Origin of the sequence: Xylanimonas allomyrinae (assembly GCF_004135345.1) — a bacterium.
Lineage (GTDB): Bacteria > Actinomycetota > Actinomycetes > Actinomycetales > Cellulomonadaceae > Xylanimonas > Xylanimonas allomyrinae.
In genome coordinates this window covers 200,682-216,180 of sequence record NZ_CP035495.1, presented here as the reverse complement: position 1 = coordinate 216,180, position 15,499 = coordinate 200,682, and the positions used below count along the sequence as shown (strand labels likewise).

The following is a 15,499-nucleotide window of genomic DNA, read 5'->3' as shown; positions in this document are numbered from 1 at the left end:
CACAACCCTATGCGGCGCCCCGCGCATAGGGTGGGCGCCATGACCAACCCCGCTGTTCCCGCAGTCCGCCCCGACGGGCGCGCCCCTGACGAGCTGCGCCCGGTGCGCATCACCCGCGGCTGGCTCGACGCCGCCGAGGGCTCGGTGCTCGTCGAGTTCGGTGCCACACGCGTGCTGTGCGCGGCGTCGTTCACCGAGGGGGTGCCCCGCTGGAAGAAGGGCTCGGGCGAGGGCTGGGTCACGGCGGAGTACGCCATGCTCCCCCGGGCGACGTCCACGCGCTCGGACCGCGAGTCGGTCAAGGGTCGCGTCGGGGGGCGCACGCACGAGATCTCCCGGCTCGTGGGCCGGTCGCTGCGCGCCGTCGTCGACGTCGCCGCGCTGGGCGAGAACACGATCGTGCTCGACTGCGACGTGCTCCAGGCCGACGGCGGCACCCGCACCGCGGCGATCACGGGCGCGTACGTGGCGCTCGCCGACGCCGTCGCGTGGGGGGTGCGTCACGGGCACGTCAAGGGCGGGCGCACGGTGCTGACCGACTCGGTGTCGGCCGTGAGCGTCGGCATCGTCGACGGCGTGCCGATGCTCGACCTTCCGTACGTCGAGGACGTGCGCGCCGACACCGACATGAACGTCGTCGTCACCGGCTCGGGCACGTTCGTCGAGGTGCAGGGCACGGCCGAGCACGCGCCGTTCGACCGTGCCGAGCTCGACACGCTGCTGGATCTCGCGGTGGCCGGCAACGCGCGGCTCGCCGAGCTGCAGCGGGCGGCCCTCGCGCAGGAGCCGGCGCGGTGAGCGTGGTCGTTCCCGACGGCGCCCGGCTGGTCCTGGCGACGCACAACCGCAAGAAGCTGGTCGAGCTGGTGGCGATCCTGCGCACCCAGCCGGGGCTGGACGCGCTGCCCGACGGCGCCGTCGTGACCGCAGGCGACCTGGGCGCCCCCGAGCCGGTCGAGGACGGTGTGACGTTCGAGGAGAACGCGCTCATCAAGGCGCGGGCGCTGGCCCGGGCGACGGGTCTGCCCGCGGTCGCGGACGACTCGGGCCTGGCGGTCGACGTCCTGGGCGGGGCGCCGGGCATCTTCAGCGCCCGCTGGGCGGGGCGGCACGGCGACGACCAGGCGAACCTGGACCTGCTGCTGGCCCAGCTCGACGCGATCGCCGACCCGCAGCACCGGCGTGCCGGGTTCGTCTGCGCGGCGGCCCTGGTGACGCCGGACGGGGCCACGCAGGTGTTCCGCGGCGAGATGCGCGGGGTGCTGGTCACTGCGGCACGCGGCACCTACGGGTTCGGCTACGACCCGATCCTCGTGCCCGACGAGCAGGACCCGGCGGCGGACGGCTCGCCCGGCACCCTCACGAGCGCGGAGCTGACCCCCGAGGCGAAGAACGCGATCAGCCACCGTGGCAAGGCGTTCCGCGCGCTGGCGCCGGCCATCGCGGCGGCGCTGGGCTGACCCCGGGCCCGTCCGCGGTTCGCGGCACCGATCTCGGGCGGGCGCCCACCACCACCGGCGCCCGCGGGGACGCGTCGACGTCGCCGCGCAGGGGCGTCGTAGACGTCGCCGTCAGGTGGTTGTCAGGTGGTTCGAGTCGTGGCCGGCCGCGCCCGCCGTGAGCGGGTGCGGTCCGCCCGCGCCGTCAGGCGGCCGGCCGGCGCTTCGGTGGGCGTGCGAGCAGGCGCCAGCCCAGGAGCGTGACACCCAGGAACCCGGTCGTGATGAGCAGGAAGCCCGCACCGAACCCGGCGCCTTCGACGAGCAGACGACGCAGCAGCACGCCGACGACGACGGTGCTCAGCCACACGGTCACGCCGGTGGGCCACGGCCGCGCCGGGCTACGCCAGGCGCGCGCGACTGCCCAGCCGACTGCGAGGGCGACGAGGAACGACGCCCCGAGGGCCACCACGTGCCTCGTCCCCTGGGCCGCGGAGTCGTGGCTCGCGGTGCCGAACAGCAGGAAGACGAGCACCACCACGACGTCGTAGACGGCCGCGCGCGCCGTGGTGACGACGGGGCCCGGGACCGGCTCCGCCCCGGCCGGCTTTCCGCTGGGCTTGCCGCTGGGCTTTCCGCTGGACGGCGACGACTCGCTCATCAGACCTCCTGTGATCCGTCGGGCCGGGCGACCTCGATCGGCCCGTCGTACGTTCCGCTCGCCTCGGCGAGCACCACCCGCGGATCGGTCCACGACGGCAGGTGGGTCAGGACGAGGCGGCCGACGCCGGCCTCGGCAGCGATGCGTCCGGCACGGGCGCCGGTGAGGTGGATCCCCGGCTCGACGTGGTCGTCGCGCCCTTCGACGAACGCGGCCTCGGCCAGCAGCAGCCCGGCACCGCGCGACACCTCGACGACGTTCGCGCAGTAGTCGGTGTCACCCGTGTAGGCCAGCACCGCACGCTCCCCCGGCCGCATCGACGACGGGCCGGTGATCCGCATGCCGTACGCCTCGACCGGGTGGAACACCCGCCGCGGGGTGACCTCGATCGGCCCGATCCGCACGCCGGCGCCGTCGGCCCACGCCCGGAAGTCGAAGATCCCGTCCATCGACTCGTCGTCGCCGCGCCCGTAGATCTGCGCGGCGCGCTCGGCGACGTCGGACGGCCCGTACACGGGAAGGTCCGGGTGCCTGCCGGTGCGCCGCAGCCCCCGCTCCGGGTGGTACTTGAGATGGACGAAGAGCACCGACAGGTCGACGCAGTGGTCGGCGTGCAGGTGGCTGAGCAGGACGGCATCGAGGTCGTGCGGAGCGACGTGCCGCTGCACGTACCCGAACCCCCCGTTGCCGAGGTCGACGACGACGTTCCAGTCACGCACCTCGACGTCGGCGGGCACGACGCCCGAGGCGACGCCCGCGGCGACGACGTCGGCGGGCACCTGCACCAGGTAGGTCGAGGCGGGCGAGTCGGGCCGTGGCGCCGACCCCGCGACGCCGAGCGTGCGCAGTCTCATCGGGCGGCCTCCACGAGGCGCACCTCGGGGCCGAGGAACCGGCGCGCGAGGTGCTCGAACGACTCGGTGTCCCCCGTCGAGAGGAACCGGTGCCGCGGTTCGGGCGCCTCGGGCGAGCGCTCCAGCCCGCGCGCGACCAGGACGCGGTAGACGTCCTTGGCGGTCTCCTCGGCGCTCGACACGAGCGTGACGTCCTCGCCCATGGCGTAGGCGATGGCGCCTGCGAGCAGCGGGTAGTGCGTGCAGCCCAGCACGAGCGTGTCGACGCCGGCGTCCCGCACGGGGTCGAGGTAGCGGTGCGCGGCGTCGAGGATCTCGGGACCCGACGTGATGCCCCGCTCGACGAGCGGCACGAACTCCGGGCATGCCTGGGTCGTGATGGCCAGGCCGGGGGTGACGTGGAACGCGTCCTCGTAGGCGCGCGAGTCGATGGTGGCCTTGGTGCCGATGACGCCGATGCGCCCCGACCTCGAGGTCACGACGGCGCGGCGCGCGGCGGGGCGGATCACCTCGATCACGGGGATGCCGCGGCGCACCTCGTAGCGCTCGCGCGCGTCCGGCAGTGCGACTGCTGCCGCCGAGTTGCAGGCGATGACCAGCATCTTCACACCCTCGTCGACGAGCTGGTCCATGACGGCGAGCGCCATGGCCCGCACGGCGGCGAGCGGCTTGGGCCCGTAGGGCGCGTTGGCCGTGTCGCCCAGGTAGAGCACCTGCTCGTGCGGGAGCTGGTCGAGGATCGAACGGGCGACGGTCAGGCCGCCCACCCCGGAGTCGAACACGCCGATGGGGGCATCGTTCGCAGGATCACCATGCACCTGGGCAGCCTAACGGTGCTGGCTTCGCAGGTCGTCGAGCATGGCCGTGACGAGCGACTCCTGCGCGAACCCCGCGGCCACGAAGACTCCGCCCCAGTAGCGGCGCACCTCGGGGTCGAGGCCGCCCACGGGGTTCGGGGAGACGACGTCGGCGAAGACCTCGTCGTGCATCGCCTCGACGTCGTCGTCGGTCTCCAGCCCGAGGCGCTGGGCGACGACGAGCCGCACGTCGGTCAGCGCGGCGGCGACGGTGCGCGCGTCGTCGCGGGAGATGGCGACGACGGCGCGATCGCCGTCGACCGCATCGGGGTCGTCGCCATCGTCGCCATCGTCGCCATCGTCGCCATCGTCGCCAGGATCGAGGGCGTCGGAGAGCGGGTCCCCGAGCGGGCCGCCGAGCACGCCCGAGAACGGGTCGTCGTCCTCGTCGCCCGCGAACGGGTCGTCGCCCTCGTCGCCGAAGGCGTCGTCGAGCAGGCCCGCGAGCGGGTCGCGGGGCGGGTGGGCAGCGGGCTGCCCGACCCCGTCGAGCAGGTCGGCGAACCGTTCGAGCCCGCGCACCTTGCCCGTGGCGAGGTCCGTCTGGGTGAGGTGGCGAAACTCCGCCGCGACGTCCGGGTCGTCGCGCGAGGCGTCGGGCAGCAGGCGGCGCGCGGCGTCGTCGTCGGGCACGCGGGGCGTGCCGGTGCTCTGCGCGGTGGCGGCGAGCGGGTCGTCGTCGTCCGGGTCGGGCAGCCCGGCCTGGTCGCGCAGCATCGCCGCGACCTCGCGCGCGATGCCCGCGAGCACTCGTCGCTCGGCCTCCTCCCAGAAGGCCTCGTACCCGCCCGGGGCGCGCCGGAACGGCGTCATGCGGCACCGCCCTCGGAGGAGCGCTGCATCGTGGCCCACAGCCCGAACCCGTGCATGGCCTGCACGTCCACCTCCATGCGTTCGCGGGGCCCGGTCGAGACGACGGCGCGGCCGGAGTGGTGCACCTGGAGCATCAGGGCGCGCGCCCGGTCGGGCGGGTAGCCGAAGTAGCTCTCGAAGACGTACGTCACGTAGGTCATCAGGTTGACCGGGTCGTTCCAGACGATGGTGACCCATGGGTCGGCGAGCGAGGTCACGGTGTCGGCCGCGGTCTCCTCCGCGGTGCGCTCATCGGTTTCTGCACTCGTCACCATCACCGTCACAGCGTACGGAGACGGATCGAAGTGCGCCGGGCGCGTCCACCCCGCGAGTATTTGGTAGGAACCTATCGTAATCTAGGCGCATGGCGCCCCACAGCTCAGACCACACCGCCGCGGTCGTCCTCGCCGCAGGCCACGACGACCTCTCCCGCGCGCTGCTCACCCGCCCCCTCGGGGACTCGACCGTCGTCCAGGCCGCCGTCGCCACCGTGACCCGCGTCGTCGCGCCCGAGCGCGTCGTCGTCGTCGTGTCCCCCGGCGACACCGAGGTGCGTCAGGCGCTCGGCGACGGGTACGCCTACGTCGAGCAGGCCCAGCCGCGCGGCACGGGCGACGCCGTGCTCGCCGCGCGTGCGGCCGTCGAGAGGCTCGGCGCCTCACGCGTCCTGGTCGCCTACGCCGACACCCCCCTGCTGCGCCCCGACTCGCTGCTGGGCCTGCTGCACCGGTTCACGCTCAAGGGCGCCGACCTGACCATCCTCACCGCCGTGGTCGACGACGCCGCGGCCTACGGCGAGTACGGCGAGGTCGTGCGCGAGGCGACGGCGTCGGGCGATTCACCCATCATCGAGATCCGCGACCGCGCCGAGCAGCGCGAGCACACGGGCGTCGCGGCCGGCCGCGAGCTCAACGTGGGCGCCTACGTCGCGGCGCCCGGCCTGCTGTTCGGCGAGCTCGAGTCGATGGCCACCGAGGGCGAGCACCGGCTCACCGAGCTGGCACGCCGGATCATCGGGCGCGGCGGGTCGATCCACTCCTACCAGATCTACGACACCTCCGAGGTGCGCGGCATCAACACCCCGGCACAGCTCGCGCAGGCCGCCGACATCGTGCTGGCCCGCCTGTTCCGGCCGATCAAGAACACCGACACGAAGATCGTGTTCGGCACGGGCGGCTGGCGCGCCCTCATCGGCGAGGGCTACACGCTCGCCAACGTGCGGCGCCTGTGCCAGGCCGTCGCCAACGAGGTCACGCGCAAGGGCGTCGAGCACCAGGGCGTCGTCATCGGCGGCGACCGGCGCTTCCTGTCACGCGAGTCCGCCGAGGCCGCCGCCGAGGTCTTCGCGGGCAACAACATCCCCGTCACGCTGCTGCGCGACGACGTCCCCACGCCCCTGGTCACGTTCGCCGCACCGCACCTGGGCGCCGCCTACGGCATCATCATCACCTCGAGCCACAACCCGCCCCAGTGGAACGGCATGAAGGTGTTCCGCGCCGACGGGTCGCTCCCCCTCGACGAAGAGACCGACCGGTACCAGGACGAGGCCAACGCGCTGCGCGTCACCGACGTCGTCACGCTCGACCTCGCGCGGGCCCGCGAGGCCGGCGTCGTCGTCGACGCCGACCTCGACGAGCCCTACATCGACGCGATCGAGAAGATCGTCGACGTCGACGCCGTGCGCGGCTCGGGCCTGCGCGTCGTCGTCGACGCCATGTACGGCACCAGCCAGTCCACGCTCGGCACGATCCTCACCGACATGCGCGTGCGCGCCGAGTTCATCCACGCGCAGCACAACCCGCTGTTCGGCGGCATCGCCCCCGCCCCCGACCTCCAGCGGCTGTCGACGCTCATCGGCCTCATCAAGGCAGGCGAAGGCCGCTACCACCTCGGCATGGCGACCGACGGCGACTCCGACCGCATCGGCATCGTCGACGAGAAGGGCGAGTACGTCGACGCCAACGACCTGCTGCTGCTCCTGTACTGGTACCTGCACGAGGTGCGCGGCGAGCGCGGCGGCGTCGTGCGCAACCTCGCCACCACGCACCTGCTCGACCGCCTGGCGGCCCACTTCGGCGAGGAGTCGCGCGAGGTGCGCGTCGGGTTCAAGCACGTCACGGCCGGCATGGACGAGATCGGGGCCGTGCTCGGCGGCGAGTCCTCGGGCGGCCTGACGGTGCGCGGATGGATCCTCGGCAAGGACGGCATCTTCGCGTGCGCCCTCGTCGCCGAGATGCTGGCCCGCACCGGCAAGACCATCTCGGAGCTGCGCCGGCACATCTGGGACATCACCGGCCGCCTGTACACCGCCGAGGCCGACGTGCCCGCCACCCCGGAGATGCGCGTCGAGGTGCCGCGCCGCCTCGCGGTCGAGCCGCTCACCCACATCGGCCGCTACCCCGTCGCGAGCGTCTCGCACCTGGACGGGACCAAGATCATGCTCGACGACGGAGGCTGGGCGCTGCTGCGCTTCTCCGGGACCGAGCCCGTGCTCCGCATGGTGGCAGAGGCAGACTCGCCCGAGAAGGCGCGCGAGCTGTGCGACTGGCTGAAGGGATTCGTGACCGCATGAGGTACGGACGCTTTGACGACGCGGCGTGCGAGTACGTCGTCGAACGACCCGACGTCCCGGTCTCCTGGACCAACTACCTGGGCACGAAGGACCTGTGCACCGTCATCGCCCATCACGGCGGCGGCTACTCGTACTACAAGTCCGCCCAGACCGGCCGCATCACGCGGTTCCGCCAGAACGGCGTCCCGCTCGACCGGCCCGGCAAGTACGTCTACGTGCGTGACGAGGAGGCCGACGGCGGCGCGGGCGACTTCTGGTCCGTCTCGTGGCAGCCGGTCGGCAAGCCGTTCGTGACCGACCCCGACGCGGCCGTGCCGCTCGACGGGTCGGCCGGCCGCTGGACGAGCGCGCACGGCACCGGCTACACGCGGTTCGAGTCGACCTACCGCGGCATCGACGCCTCCCAGACGGTGTTCGTCCCGCTCGACGACGACGCCGAGGTCTGGGACGTGCGGCTGACCAACACGACCGACCGGCCCCGCACCCTGACGGTGACCGGGTACGTCGAGTTCTCGTTCCACACCATCACGGTCGACAACCAGAACCTCCAGATGTCCCTGTACTCGCAGGGCGCCTCGTACGCCGACGGCGTGATCGAGGTCGACGCGTACTACGAACCGTGGACGTTCCACTACTTCGCCTCGGCCGGCCCCGACGGTGCGCCGGCCGACTCGTTCGACGCGATGCGCGACGCCTTCGTCGGCCCCTACCACGACGAGCGCAACCCGCTCGCCGTCACCACGGGCCGGTGCTCCGGCTCCCAGGGCACGACGCAGAACCACTGCGGCGCGCTGGCCCACCGGGTCACGCTCGCCCCGGGCGAGACGGCACGGCTGAGCTTCGTGCTCGGGTACGGCTCGCGCGACGCGGCCGGGCTGCGGATGCGCGCCAAGTACGCCGACCCAGCCGTCGTCGACGGCGAGTACGCGGCGCTCGTGGACCACTGGCGGGCCAAGCAGGCGCGGCTGCAGGTCACCACCCCGCACGCCGGCATGAACTCGATGCTCAACACCTGGACGCTGCTGCAGGCCGAGACGTGCGTCGTCTGGTCGCGGTTCGCGTCGTTCGTCGAGGTCGGCGGCCGCACGGGCCTGGGCTACCGCGACACGGCCCAGGACTGCATGAGCGTCATCCACTCCAACCCCGTCAGGTCGAGGCAGCGCATCGTCGAGCTGCTGCGCGCCCAGACCGAGGCCGGCTACGGGCTGCACCTGTTCGACCCGGCCGACTTCGACCCCGACGCGCCGAAGCTGCCCGACATCCCGTCGCCGACGATCGTGCCGAAGACGGACCGCTCCGCGCTCATCCACGGCCTGGAGGACACCTGCTCGGACGACCACCTGTGGCTCGTGCCGACCATCTGCGAGTACGTCAAGGAGACCGGCGACGTCGAGTTCCTCGGCGAGACGTTCGCGTTCGCCGAGGGCACGCCCGGGACGGTGTGGGAGCACCTGGAGCGAGCGCTCGACTTCACGTCGCAGCAGATCGGTGCCAACGGCGTCGCGCTCGGGCTGCGGGCCGACTGGAACGACGGCCTCAACCTCGGCGGCGGCGAGACGGCCCTGGTGACGTTCCTGCACGCGTGGGCGATCCGCGCCTACCTCGAGCTCGCCGTCCCGCTGGGCCGCACCGACGCGGTGGAACGCTACGAGGCCGAGCTGACGCGCCTCGCCCGCGTCGCCGACGTCGAGCTGTGGGACGGCCGGTGGTGGCGTCGCGGGATCACGCGCGACGGCGTCCTCATCGGGTCGGCGTCCAGCGCCGAGGGCCGCATCTTCCTCGAGCACCAGGCGTGGCCCGTGATCGGCGGCATCACCACGCGCGAGCGTGGTGTCGCCTCGATGGACGCGGTGCGCGAGCTGCTCGCCTCGCCCTACGGCACGCACCTCAACTGGCCCGCGTTCACGCAGGTCGACGACACCGTCGGGTTCCTGACGCGCGTCTACCCGGGCATCAAGGAGAACGCGGCGATCTTCTCCCACCCCAACGCCTGGCCCATCATCGCCGAGGCGCTCCTGGGCCGCGGCGAGCGGGCCATGGAGTTCTACGACGCGCTCCTGCCCTACCACCAGAACGACGAGATCGAGGTGCGCGAGGCCGAGCCGTACGCGTACGTGCAGTTCGTCTACGGGCGCGACCACGAACGGTTCGGGCTGGGCCAGAACCCGTGGCTCACGGGCTCGGCAGGGTGGATGTACACGGCCGCGACCAAGTACATCCTCGGCGTGCGCCCGGGCCTCGACGGCCTCGTGGTCGACCCGGCGATCCCGAGGGACTGGGACGGTTTCGAGGTGCGCCGCGAGTGGCGCGGGGCGGTCTACGAGATCACCGTGCGCAACCCCGAGCACGTCGAGCACGGGGTCCGCTCCGTCGTCGTCGACGGCGTCGCGCTGCCCGAAGGCACGACGACGGTGCCCGTCGCACCGGCCGGGACGACTGTCCAGGTGGCGGTCGTCTTGGGCTGACACGCCGCCCTCGGAGGGGCCGAGCACCTTCAGAAGTTCATCCATTGGACTTTTTCGGGCTCTCAGCCTGCCTGGAGGCCCTGGGCGTCCTAGCCTGGGTCCGAACGACCCCTCCGAGGATCTGGAAGGCCCGATGACCGAGCCCGCGCGGGGCGGCGCAGCCCCGACCACCGGCATCCTGCCGGCTGCTCTCCCGCCCACCACGCGACCGTCGACAGCGCTGCTGACGGACAAGTACGAGCTGACGATGCTCCAGGCCGCGCTGGCCAACGGCACCGCGCACCGGCACTGCGTGTTCGAGGTGTTCACCCGCAGGCTGCCCGCCGGTCGCCGCTACGGGGTGCTCGCCGGCACCGGGCGCGTGCTCGAGTCCTTGCCGCAGTTCCGTTTCGAGGACGCCGAGCTCACGTTCCTCGAGGAGACCGGCGTCGTCGACTCGCGCACCATCGACTTCCTGTCCGGCTACCGGTTCACCGGCTCGATCATGGGATACGCCGAGGGCGAGACGTTCTTCCCCGGCTCGCCCGTGCTCCAGGTCGAGGGCACGTTCGCCGAGGCCGTGCTGCTGGAGACGCTCATCCTGTCGATCCTCAACTACGACTCGGCCATCGCGTCCGCCGCCTCACGCATGACGTCCGCCGCGCTCGGGCGGCCCTGCCTGGAGATGGGCGCGCGACGCGCGCACGAGCAGGCTGCCGTCGCCGCCGCGCGCGCCGCCGTCGTCGCCGGGTTCGCCGGCACGTCCAACCTCGAAGCCGGCTACCGCTACGGACTGACGACCATCGGCACCGCCGCGCACGCCTTCACGCTGCTGCACGACGACGAGCTCAGCGCGTTCCAGGCGCAGGTCGCCGCGCTGGGCGCCGGGACGACGCTGCTGGTCGACACCTACGACGTCCACCAGGGCGTCATCCACGCCGTCCAGGCGGGCGGGACGGGCCTGGGCGCCGTGCGGCTCGACTCGGGCGACCTCGGCGGGCTCGCCGTCGAGGTGCGCCACCAGCTCGACGAGCTCGGCGCCACCGGCACCAAGATCACGGTGACCAGCGACCTCGACGAGTACGCGATCGCCTCGCTCGCCGCCGTGCCCGTCGACTCCTACGGCATCGGCACCTCGCTCGTGACCGGTTCCGGAGCCCCCACGTGCGGCATGGTCTACAAGCTCGTGGCCCGCGCCGACTCCTCCGGGGTGCTGCAGCCCGTCGCCAAGACGTCCCCCGGCAAGCCCAGCCAGGGCGGGCGCAAGAGCGCCGCACGCCGCCTGGGCCCCGACGGCCGCGCGATCGAGGAGGTGCTGGTCAGCGGCGACGACGAGACCGTCGCCCGCTGGTCGCCCGAGACCGACGACCTGCGCCCGCTGCTCGTGCCCCTCGTCATCGACGGAGCGGTCGACTCGCGCTGGGTCGGGCCGCACGGCGTCGAGAGCGCGGCTCGCGCGCACCAGGCGTCCCGGGCCGAGCTGCCCCGCGGTGCGCGACGGCTGTCCGCGGGCGACCCGGCGATCCCGACGGTGCAGGTCACGCTCCGCTGAGACGACCCCGCGGCCTCTCGGTGAAGGTGAGCGCGGTCAGGTGCCCGCGACGAACCAGGTGCGGACCAGCGCGATGCGCGCCTCGAGCTGCGCGGCCGTGGCCAGCGGGACCTCGGGGCCACCGCAGCGGCGGCGCAGCTCGGTGTGGACCGACCCGTGCGGCCGTCCCGACCGGCGAGCCCACGCCGAGACCAGCTTGGACAGCTCCTTGCGCAGCGCCGCGGCGCGCCGGTGCTCCAGCTCGGCCTCGGCGGCCGTGAGCTCGCGGCCGCTCCCCTCGCCCCTGCCGCGAAGCTGGTCGGCCTGCCGCTGGCGCAGCAGCGTCGCGACCTGTTCGGGCTCGAGCAGGCCCGGCAGCCCGAGGAAGTCGAGTTCCTCGGCCGAGCCGACGTCGGCGCCCGTGCCGAACTGACCGCCGTCGAACAGCACGCCGTCGAACGACGCCTGCGACTCCATCGCCTCGAAGGCGCCCAGCAGGTCGCCCGACGCCTTCTCCTCGCGGTTGGCCGCGGCGAGCAGGGCGGCCTCCGGGTCGTACTCGATGCCCTGTTCCTCGGCCGTCGCCGGGCGGTCCAGGGCGTGGTCACGCTCGATCTCCATGCCGCCCGCCAGCTCCAGCAGGGGCGCGACCGACGGCAGGAACACCGACGCCGTCTCGCCACGCGCGCGCGCCCGCACGAACCGCCCGACGGCCTGGGCGAAGAACAGCGGCGTCGAGGTCGAGGTCGCGTAGACGCCCACGGCCAGCCGCGGCACGTCCACCCCCTCCGACACCATGCGCACGGCCACCATCCACCGGGCGTCGCCCTGGGCGAACTCGTCGATGCGGGCCGAGGCGCCGTCGTCGTCGGACAGCACCACCGTGGGGCTGTGCCCCGTGATGCGGGCCAGGTGCCCGGCGTAGGCGCGCGCGGCCGTCTGGTCGGTCGCGATCACGAGCGCGCCCGCGTCGGGCACGGCGCGGCGCACCTCGGTGAGGCGCTTGTCGGCGGCCGCGAGGACCGACGGGATCCACTCGCCGTTCGGGTCGAGCGCGGTACGCCACGCCTGCTGCGTCAGGTCCTTGGTCATCGCCTCGCCCAGGCGGGCCGAGACCTCGTCACCGGCCTTGGTGCGCCATCGCATGCTGCCCGAGTACGTCATGAACAGCACCGGACGCACGACCTTGTCGCGCAGCGCGTCACCGTAGCCGTAGGTGTAGTCCGCCTTGGAGCGGCGGATGCCGTCGCGGTCGGCCTCGTAGGTGACGAACGGGATGGGTGCGGTGTCCGAGCGGAACGGCGTGCCGGTCAGCGCCAGGCGGCGCTCGGCGTCCTCGAACGACTCGCGGACGGCGTCACCCCAGCTCAGCGCGTCGCCGCCGTGGTGCACCTCGTCGAGGATGACGAGCGTGCGCGCGGCCTCGGTGCGGGCCCGGTGCAGTGCGGCGTTGGCGGCGACCTGCGCGTACGTCAGCGCGACGCCGTCGTAGTGGGCGCCGTGGCGGCCCTGGGAGTTCTTGAACGACGGGTCGAGGCGGATGCCCACGCGCGCGGCGGCGTCGGCCCACTGGTGCTTGAGATGCTCGGTGGGGGCGACGACGGTCACGCGCCGCACCACGCCGCGCTCGATGAGATCGGTCGCCACGCGCAGCGCGAACGTCGTCTTGCCCGCGCCGGGAGTCGCGACGGCGAGGAAGTCGCGCGGCTCCTTCGCGCGGTACAGCTCGAGCGCCTCGGCCTGCCACGCACGCAGGTTGGACGCCGTGCCCCACGGCGCCCGGCGCGGGAACGCGGGGCTGAGCTGGGAGGCGGCCGCCGACGACGGCGCCTGCGGCGTGACACGCCGCACCGGCTCGGGCCGGAGCTCCGGTTCGGGCTCCGGCTCGGCCGCTGCGGCGAACAGATCGAAGGGATCGGGTTCCGGTAGCGGCAATGCGCTCACTTGCTCGGTTCGCTCCCGCCGTCCTGCGGTTCCCGCAGCCCTTCGTAGATCGCCTTGCACGCCGGGCAGACGGGGAACTTGTTGGGGTCGCGGCCAGGCACCCAGACCTTGCCGCACAGGGCGATGACGGGCTTTCCCGTCATCGCCGACTCCATGATCTTCTCCTTGCGCACGTAGTGCGCGAAGCGTTCGTGATCCCCCGGTTCGACCTCCTGCCGCGTCTCCTCGCGCTCCAGCAGGTCCGTGCCGGCACCGGGCTCGTGGGGCGATGCCGGCTGTGCGTGGGGAGATGAGAGGGGCTCGCTCATGCCCGGCAGTCTACGGCCCGCCCATCCCCCGTGGGTGAGGCCGGGTCCGAGCCGTCTCGCTCGCTGGCCTGGGGCGAGCCACGCGCCGCGGGGTTGTCGAGGGCACGGTCCGTGCCCTCGACAACCCCGCGGCGGGCGTGGGTTACAGGCCCTGCCAGGAGGGCTTGCTCGCGTACGTCTCGCGGTAGTAGTCCGCCAGCTGCAGGCGTGAGGCCGCACCCTCGTCGACCAGGACGGTCGCGTGCGGGTGCAGCTGCATCACCGTCGCCGGCCACAACGCCGACACCGGGCCCTCCACGAGCTGGTGCACGGCCTCGGCCTTGCCCCGCCCCGTGGCCAGCAGCACCAGATGCCGTGCCGCCATGATCGTGCCCAGCCCCTGCGTCAGGCAGTGCCGCGGCACCTGCTCGACATCACCGCCGAAGAACCGCGCATTGTCCTGCCGCGTCTGGCTCGTCAACGTCTTGATCCGGGTCCGCGACGCCAACGACGAACCCGGCTCGTTGAACGCGATATGCCCATCGGTGCCGATCCCCAGCAGCTGCAGATCCACACCCCCGGCATCCACGATCGCCTTCTCGTACGCCGCGCACGCCGCCGGCAGATCCGCCGCCGACCCGTCCGGGCCGTGCACCTGCCGGCTGGGCCACCCCACCGGGGAGGCGATCTCCCGCTCGATCACGTTGCGGTACCGCTCCGGATGATCCGCCGCGATCCCCACGTACTCGTCGAGCATGAACCCCGTCGCCGACGCGAACGACAACCCCGACTCGGCATGACGCCGCGCCAGCTCGCCGTACACCGCCAACGGGCTCGACCCCGTCGCCAACCCCAGCACCGCATCCGGCTTCGCCCGCAACAACGACTCCACCGCATCCGCCGCCAGCACCGCCAGCTCATCAGCGGGAGCGATCACGACTTCCATCTCGGGCCTCCTGGTCCAGGTCTCGCACCCGGGACGCATGCCCGGGGCCGGGGCCAGGGCCGCTGTGGCCCCGGCCCGCAGGGTTTTGGGTCTCAGACGCACCCGGTGGGCGCGACGGCACGCGTCGCCGGCAACGGCGTCGTGCGTGCGAGGACGGCGGCACCGACCGCCGCGACGGGCACGTCGCCGGGTGCCAGCAGCACCCGGTCGGGCAGCCCGAGCGAGTCGAGGAACGGCGACGTCATGGCCTGCCGTTCGAGTGCCGCGCGCACCGCGACGAGCAGGGGCTCGCCAAGCTGGGCGACTCCGCCGCCCAGCACGACCCGCCGCACGTCGACGCTCAGCACGAGCATCCGGATCGCCGCGGCGACGGCGTCGGCGTAGGTGTCCCGGGCCGCCTGCGCGGCCGGGTCGCCCGCGGCGGCCGCCTCGAAGAGCTCGACCGGCGCGGGCCGGTCGGTCCGGGCAGGCCACAGCCGGTCGACGGCCGAGCCCGACGCGTACAGCTCGAGGCAGCCACGCTGCCCGCACGGGCACACGGGCCCGTCGGGCACGACGGGCACGTGCCCGATCTCCCCCGCGGCACCCGCACCGCGCCGCACCACGCCGTCGAGCACGAGCCCGGCGGCCAGGCCGGTGCCGAGAGCGAGGAACGCGAGGTCGATGGGCCGGACCGCATGGCCCGGCGCGAGGTGGGCGGCGCCGAGCGCGGCCACGTTCAGGTCGTTGTCGACGACGACGCCGACACCGAGCTCGGCGCACAACCGGACCGCGAGCGGCAGCGTCGCGTCCTCGAGGCCGAGGTTGACGGCGTGCCGCACGGTGCCGTCCTCATGGTTGACGAGGCCTGGCACGCCCACGCCGACGCCGTCGAGCGCGGCCACCTCGATCCCGGCACGTTCGGCGACCTCCTGCACCGCGCGCACCGCCCCGCCGATGACGGCGTCGGGGCCGCGCCCGGTGGCGATGCGGGTCTGCGCGAGCACGCTGCCGTCGGGGGCGAGCAGCGCCGCGAGAGTCTTGGTGCCGCCGATGTCGAGACCGACCGTGGGCCGGTCGCCGACGCCGTCCGCCGTGGGCGGGCCTTGGGCAGGTGTGGAGTCTGTGCTCAT

14 protein-coding genes are annotated in these 15,499 nt (G+C 73.3%); 5 read left to right on the top strand and 9 right to left on the bottom strand.

What is annotated here, in order from left to right; genetic code table 11:
- Positions 1-39: 39 nt before the first annotated feature.
- Both rph and rdgB read left to right on the top strand, forming a co-directional pair.
- The gene (gene rph / locus ET495_RS00945) at positions 40-798 is read left to right on the top strand and encodes a ribonuclease PH (protein WP_129201880.1); all 759 of its coding nucleotides are present in this window, start codon (positions 40-42) and stop codon (positions 796-798) included.
- 2 nt (positions 799-800) lie between these two features.
- Positions 801-1,460 (top strand): RdgB/HAM1 family non-canonical purine NTP pyrophosphatase, encoded by a 660-nt coding sequence (gene rdgB / locus ET495_RS00940; RefSeq protein WP_129205814.1) that lies wholly within the window; start codon positions 801-803, stop codon positions 1,458-1,460.
- Between the two features lie 184 nt (positions 1,461-1,644).
- Here rdgB and ET495_RS00935 read toward each other — a convergent pair whose 3' ends face one another.
- The 5 genes from ET495_RS00935 to clpS are packed head-to-tail and all read right to left on the bottom strand — an operon-like array spanning position 1,645 to position 4,938.
- Positions 1,645-2,100, bottom strand: a complete 456-nt coding sequence (locus tag ET495_RS00935) for a DUF3054 domain-containing protein (protein ID WP_129201878.1) — start codon at positions 2,098-2,100, stop codon at positions 1,645-1,647.
- Complete coding sequence (locus ET495_RS00930; protein ID WP_129201875.1) at positions 2,100-2,954, bottom strand: MBL fold metallo-hydrolase; 855 nt, start codon at positions 2,952-2,954, stop codon at positions 2,100-2,102. Before ET495_RS00930 ends, ET495_RS00935 begins: the two co-directional genes overlap by 1 nt.
- Complete coding sequence (gene murI / locus ET495_RS00925; RefSeq protein WP_129201873.1) at positions 2,951-3,772, bottom strand: glutamate racemase; 822 nt, start codon at positions 3,770-3,772, stop codon at positions 2,951-2,953. Before murI ends, ET495_RS00930 begins: the two co-directional genes overlap by 4 nt.
- 9 nt (positions 3,773-3,781) lie before the next feature.
- Complete coding sequence (locus ET495_RS00920; protein WP_129201871.1) at positions 3,782-4,624, bottom strand: DUF2017 family protein; 843 nt, start codon at positions 4,622-4,624, stop codon at positions 3,782-3,784.
- A complete protein-coding gene (gene clpS, locus ET495_RS00915) occupies positions 4,621-4,938 on the bottom strand; it encodes an ATP-dependent Clp protease adapter ClpS (RefSeq protein ID WP_129201869.1) in 318 nt (105 codons plus the stop codon). The genes ET495_RS00920 and clpS overlap by 4 nt, the downstream gene beginning before the upstream one ends.
- Positions 4,939-5,027: 89 nt before the next feature.
- Between clpS and ET495_RS00910 the strand changes: the two genes are divergently transcribed.
- From ET495_RS00910 to ET495_RS00900, 3 genes are all read left to right on the top strand, one after another.
- Positions 5,028-7,235, top strand: a complete 2,208-nt coding sequence (locus tag ET495_RS00910) for an NTP transferase domain-containing protein (RefSeq protein ID WP_129201867.1) — start codon at positions 5,028-5,030, stop codon at positions 7,233-7,235.
- Positions 7,232-9,700: a glycoside hydrolase family 94 protein gene (locus ET495_RS00905; protein ID WP_129201865.1), complete on the top strand. Its 2,469-nt coding sequence runs from the start codon at positions 7,232-7,234 to the stop codon at positions 9,698-9,700. The genes ET495_RS00910 and ET495_RS00905 overlap by 4 nt, the downstream gene beginning before the upstream one ends.
- Before the next feature lie 133 nt (positions 9,701-9,833).
- Positions 9,834-11,231, top strand: coding sequence for a nicotinate phosphoribosyltransferase (locus ET495_RS00900; protein WP_129201863.1), 1,398 nt, complete (start codon positions 9,834-9,836; stop codon positions 11,229-11,231).
- A 36-nt stretch (positions 11,232-11,267) separates the two neighbouring features.
- Here ET495_RS00900 and ET495_RS00895 read toward each other — a convergent pair whose 3' ends face one another.
- From ET495_RS00895 to ET495_RS00880, 4 genes are all read right to left on the bottom strand, one after another.
- On the bottom strand, positions 11,268-13,061 hold the full coding sequence (locus ET495_RS00895) for a DEAD/DEAH box helicase (protein ID WP_129205813.1): 1,794 nt from the start codon (positions 13,059-13,061) through the stop codon (positions 11,268-11,270).
- Between the two features lie 89 nt (positions 13,062-13,150).
- Positions 13,151-13,462: a DUF3039 domain-containing protein gene (locus ET495_RS00890; RefSeq protein WP_129201861.1), complete on the bottom strand. Its 312-nt coding sequence runs from the start codon at positions 13,460-13,462 to the stop codon at positions 13,151-13,153.
- A 142-nt stretch (positions 13,463-13,604) separates the two neighbouring features.
- On the bottom strand, positions 13,605-14,387 hold the full coding sequence (gene nagB / locus ET495_RS00885; protein WP_129201859.1) for a glucosamine-6-phosphate deaminase: 783 nt from the start codon (positions 14,385-14,387) through the stop codon (positions 13,605-13,607).
- Between the two features lie 92 nt (positions 14,388-14,479).
- A complete protein-coding gene (locus tag ET495_RS00880) occupies positions 14,480-15,499 on the bottom strand; it encodes an ROK family protein (protein WP_129201857.1) in 1,020 nt (339 codons plus the stop codon).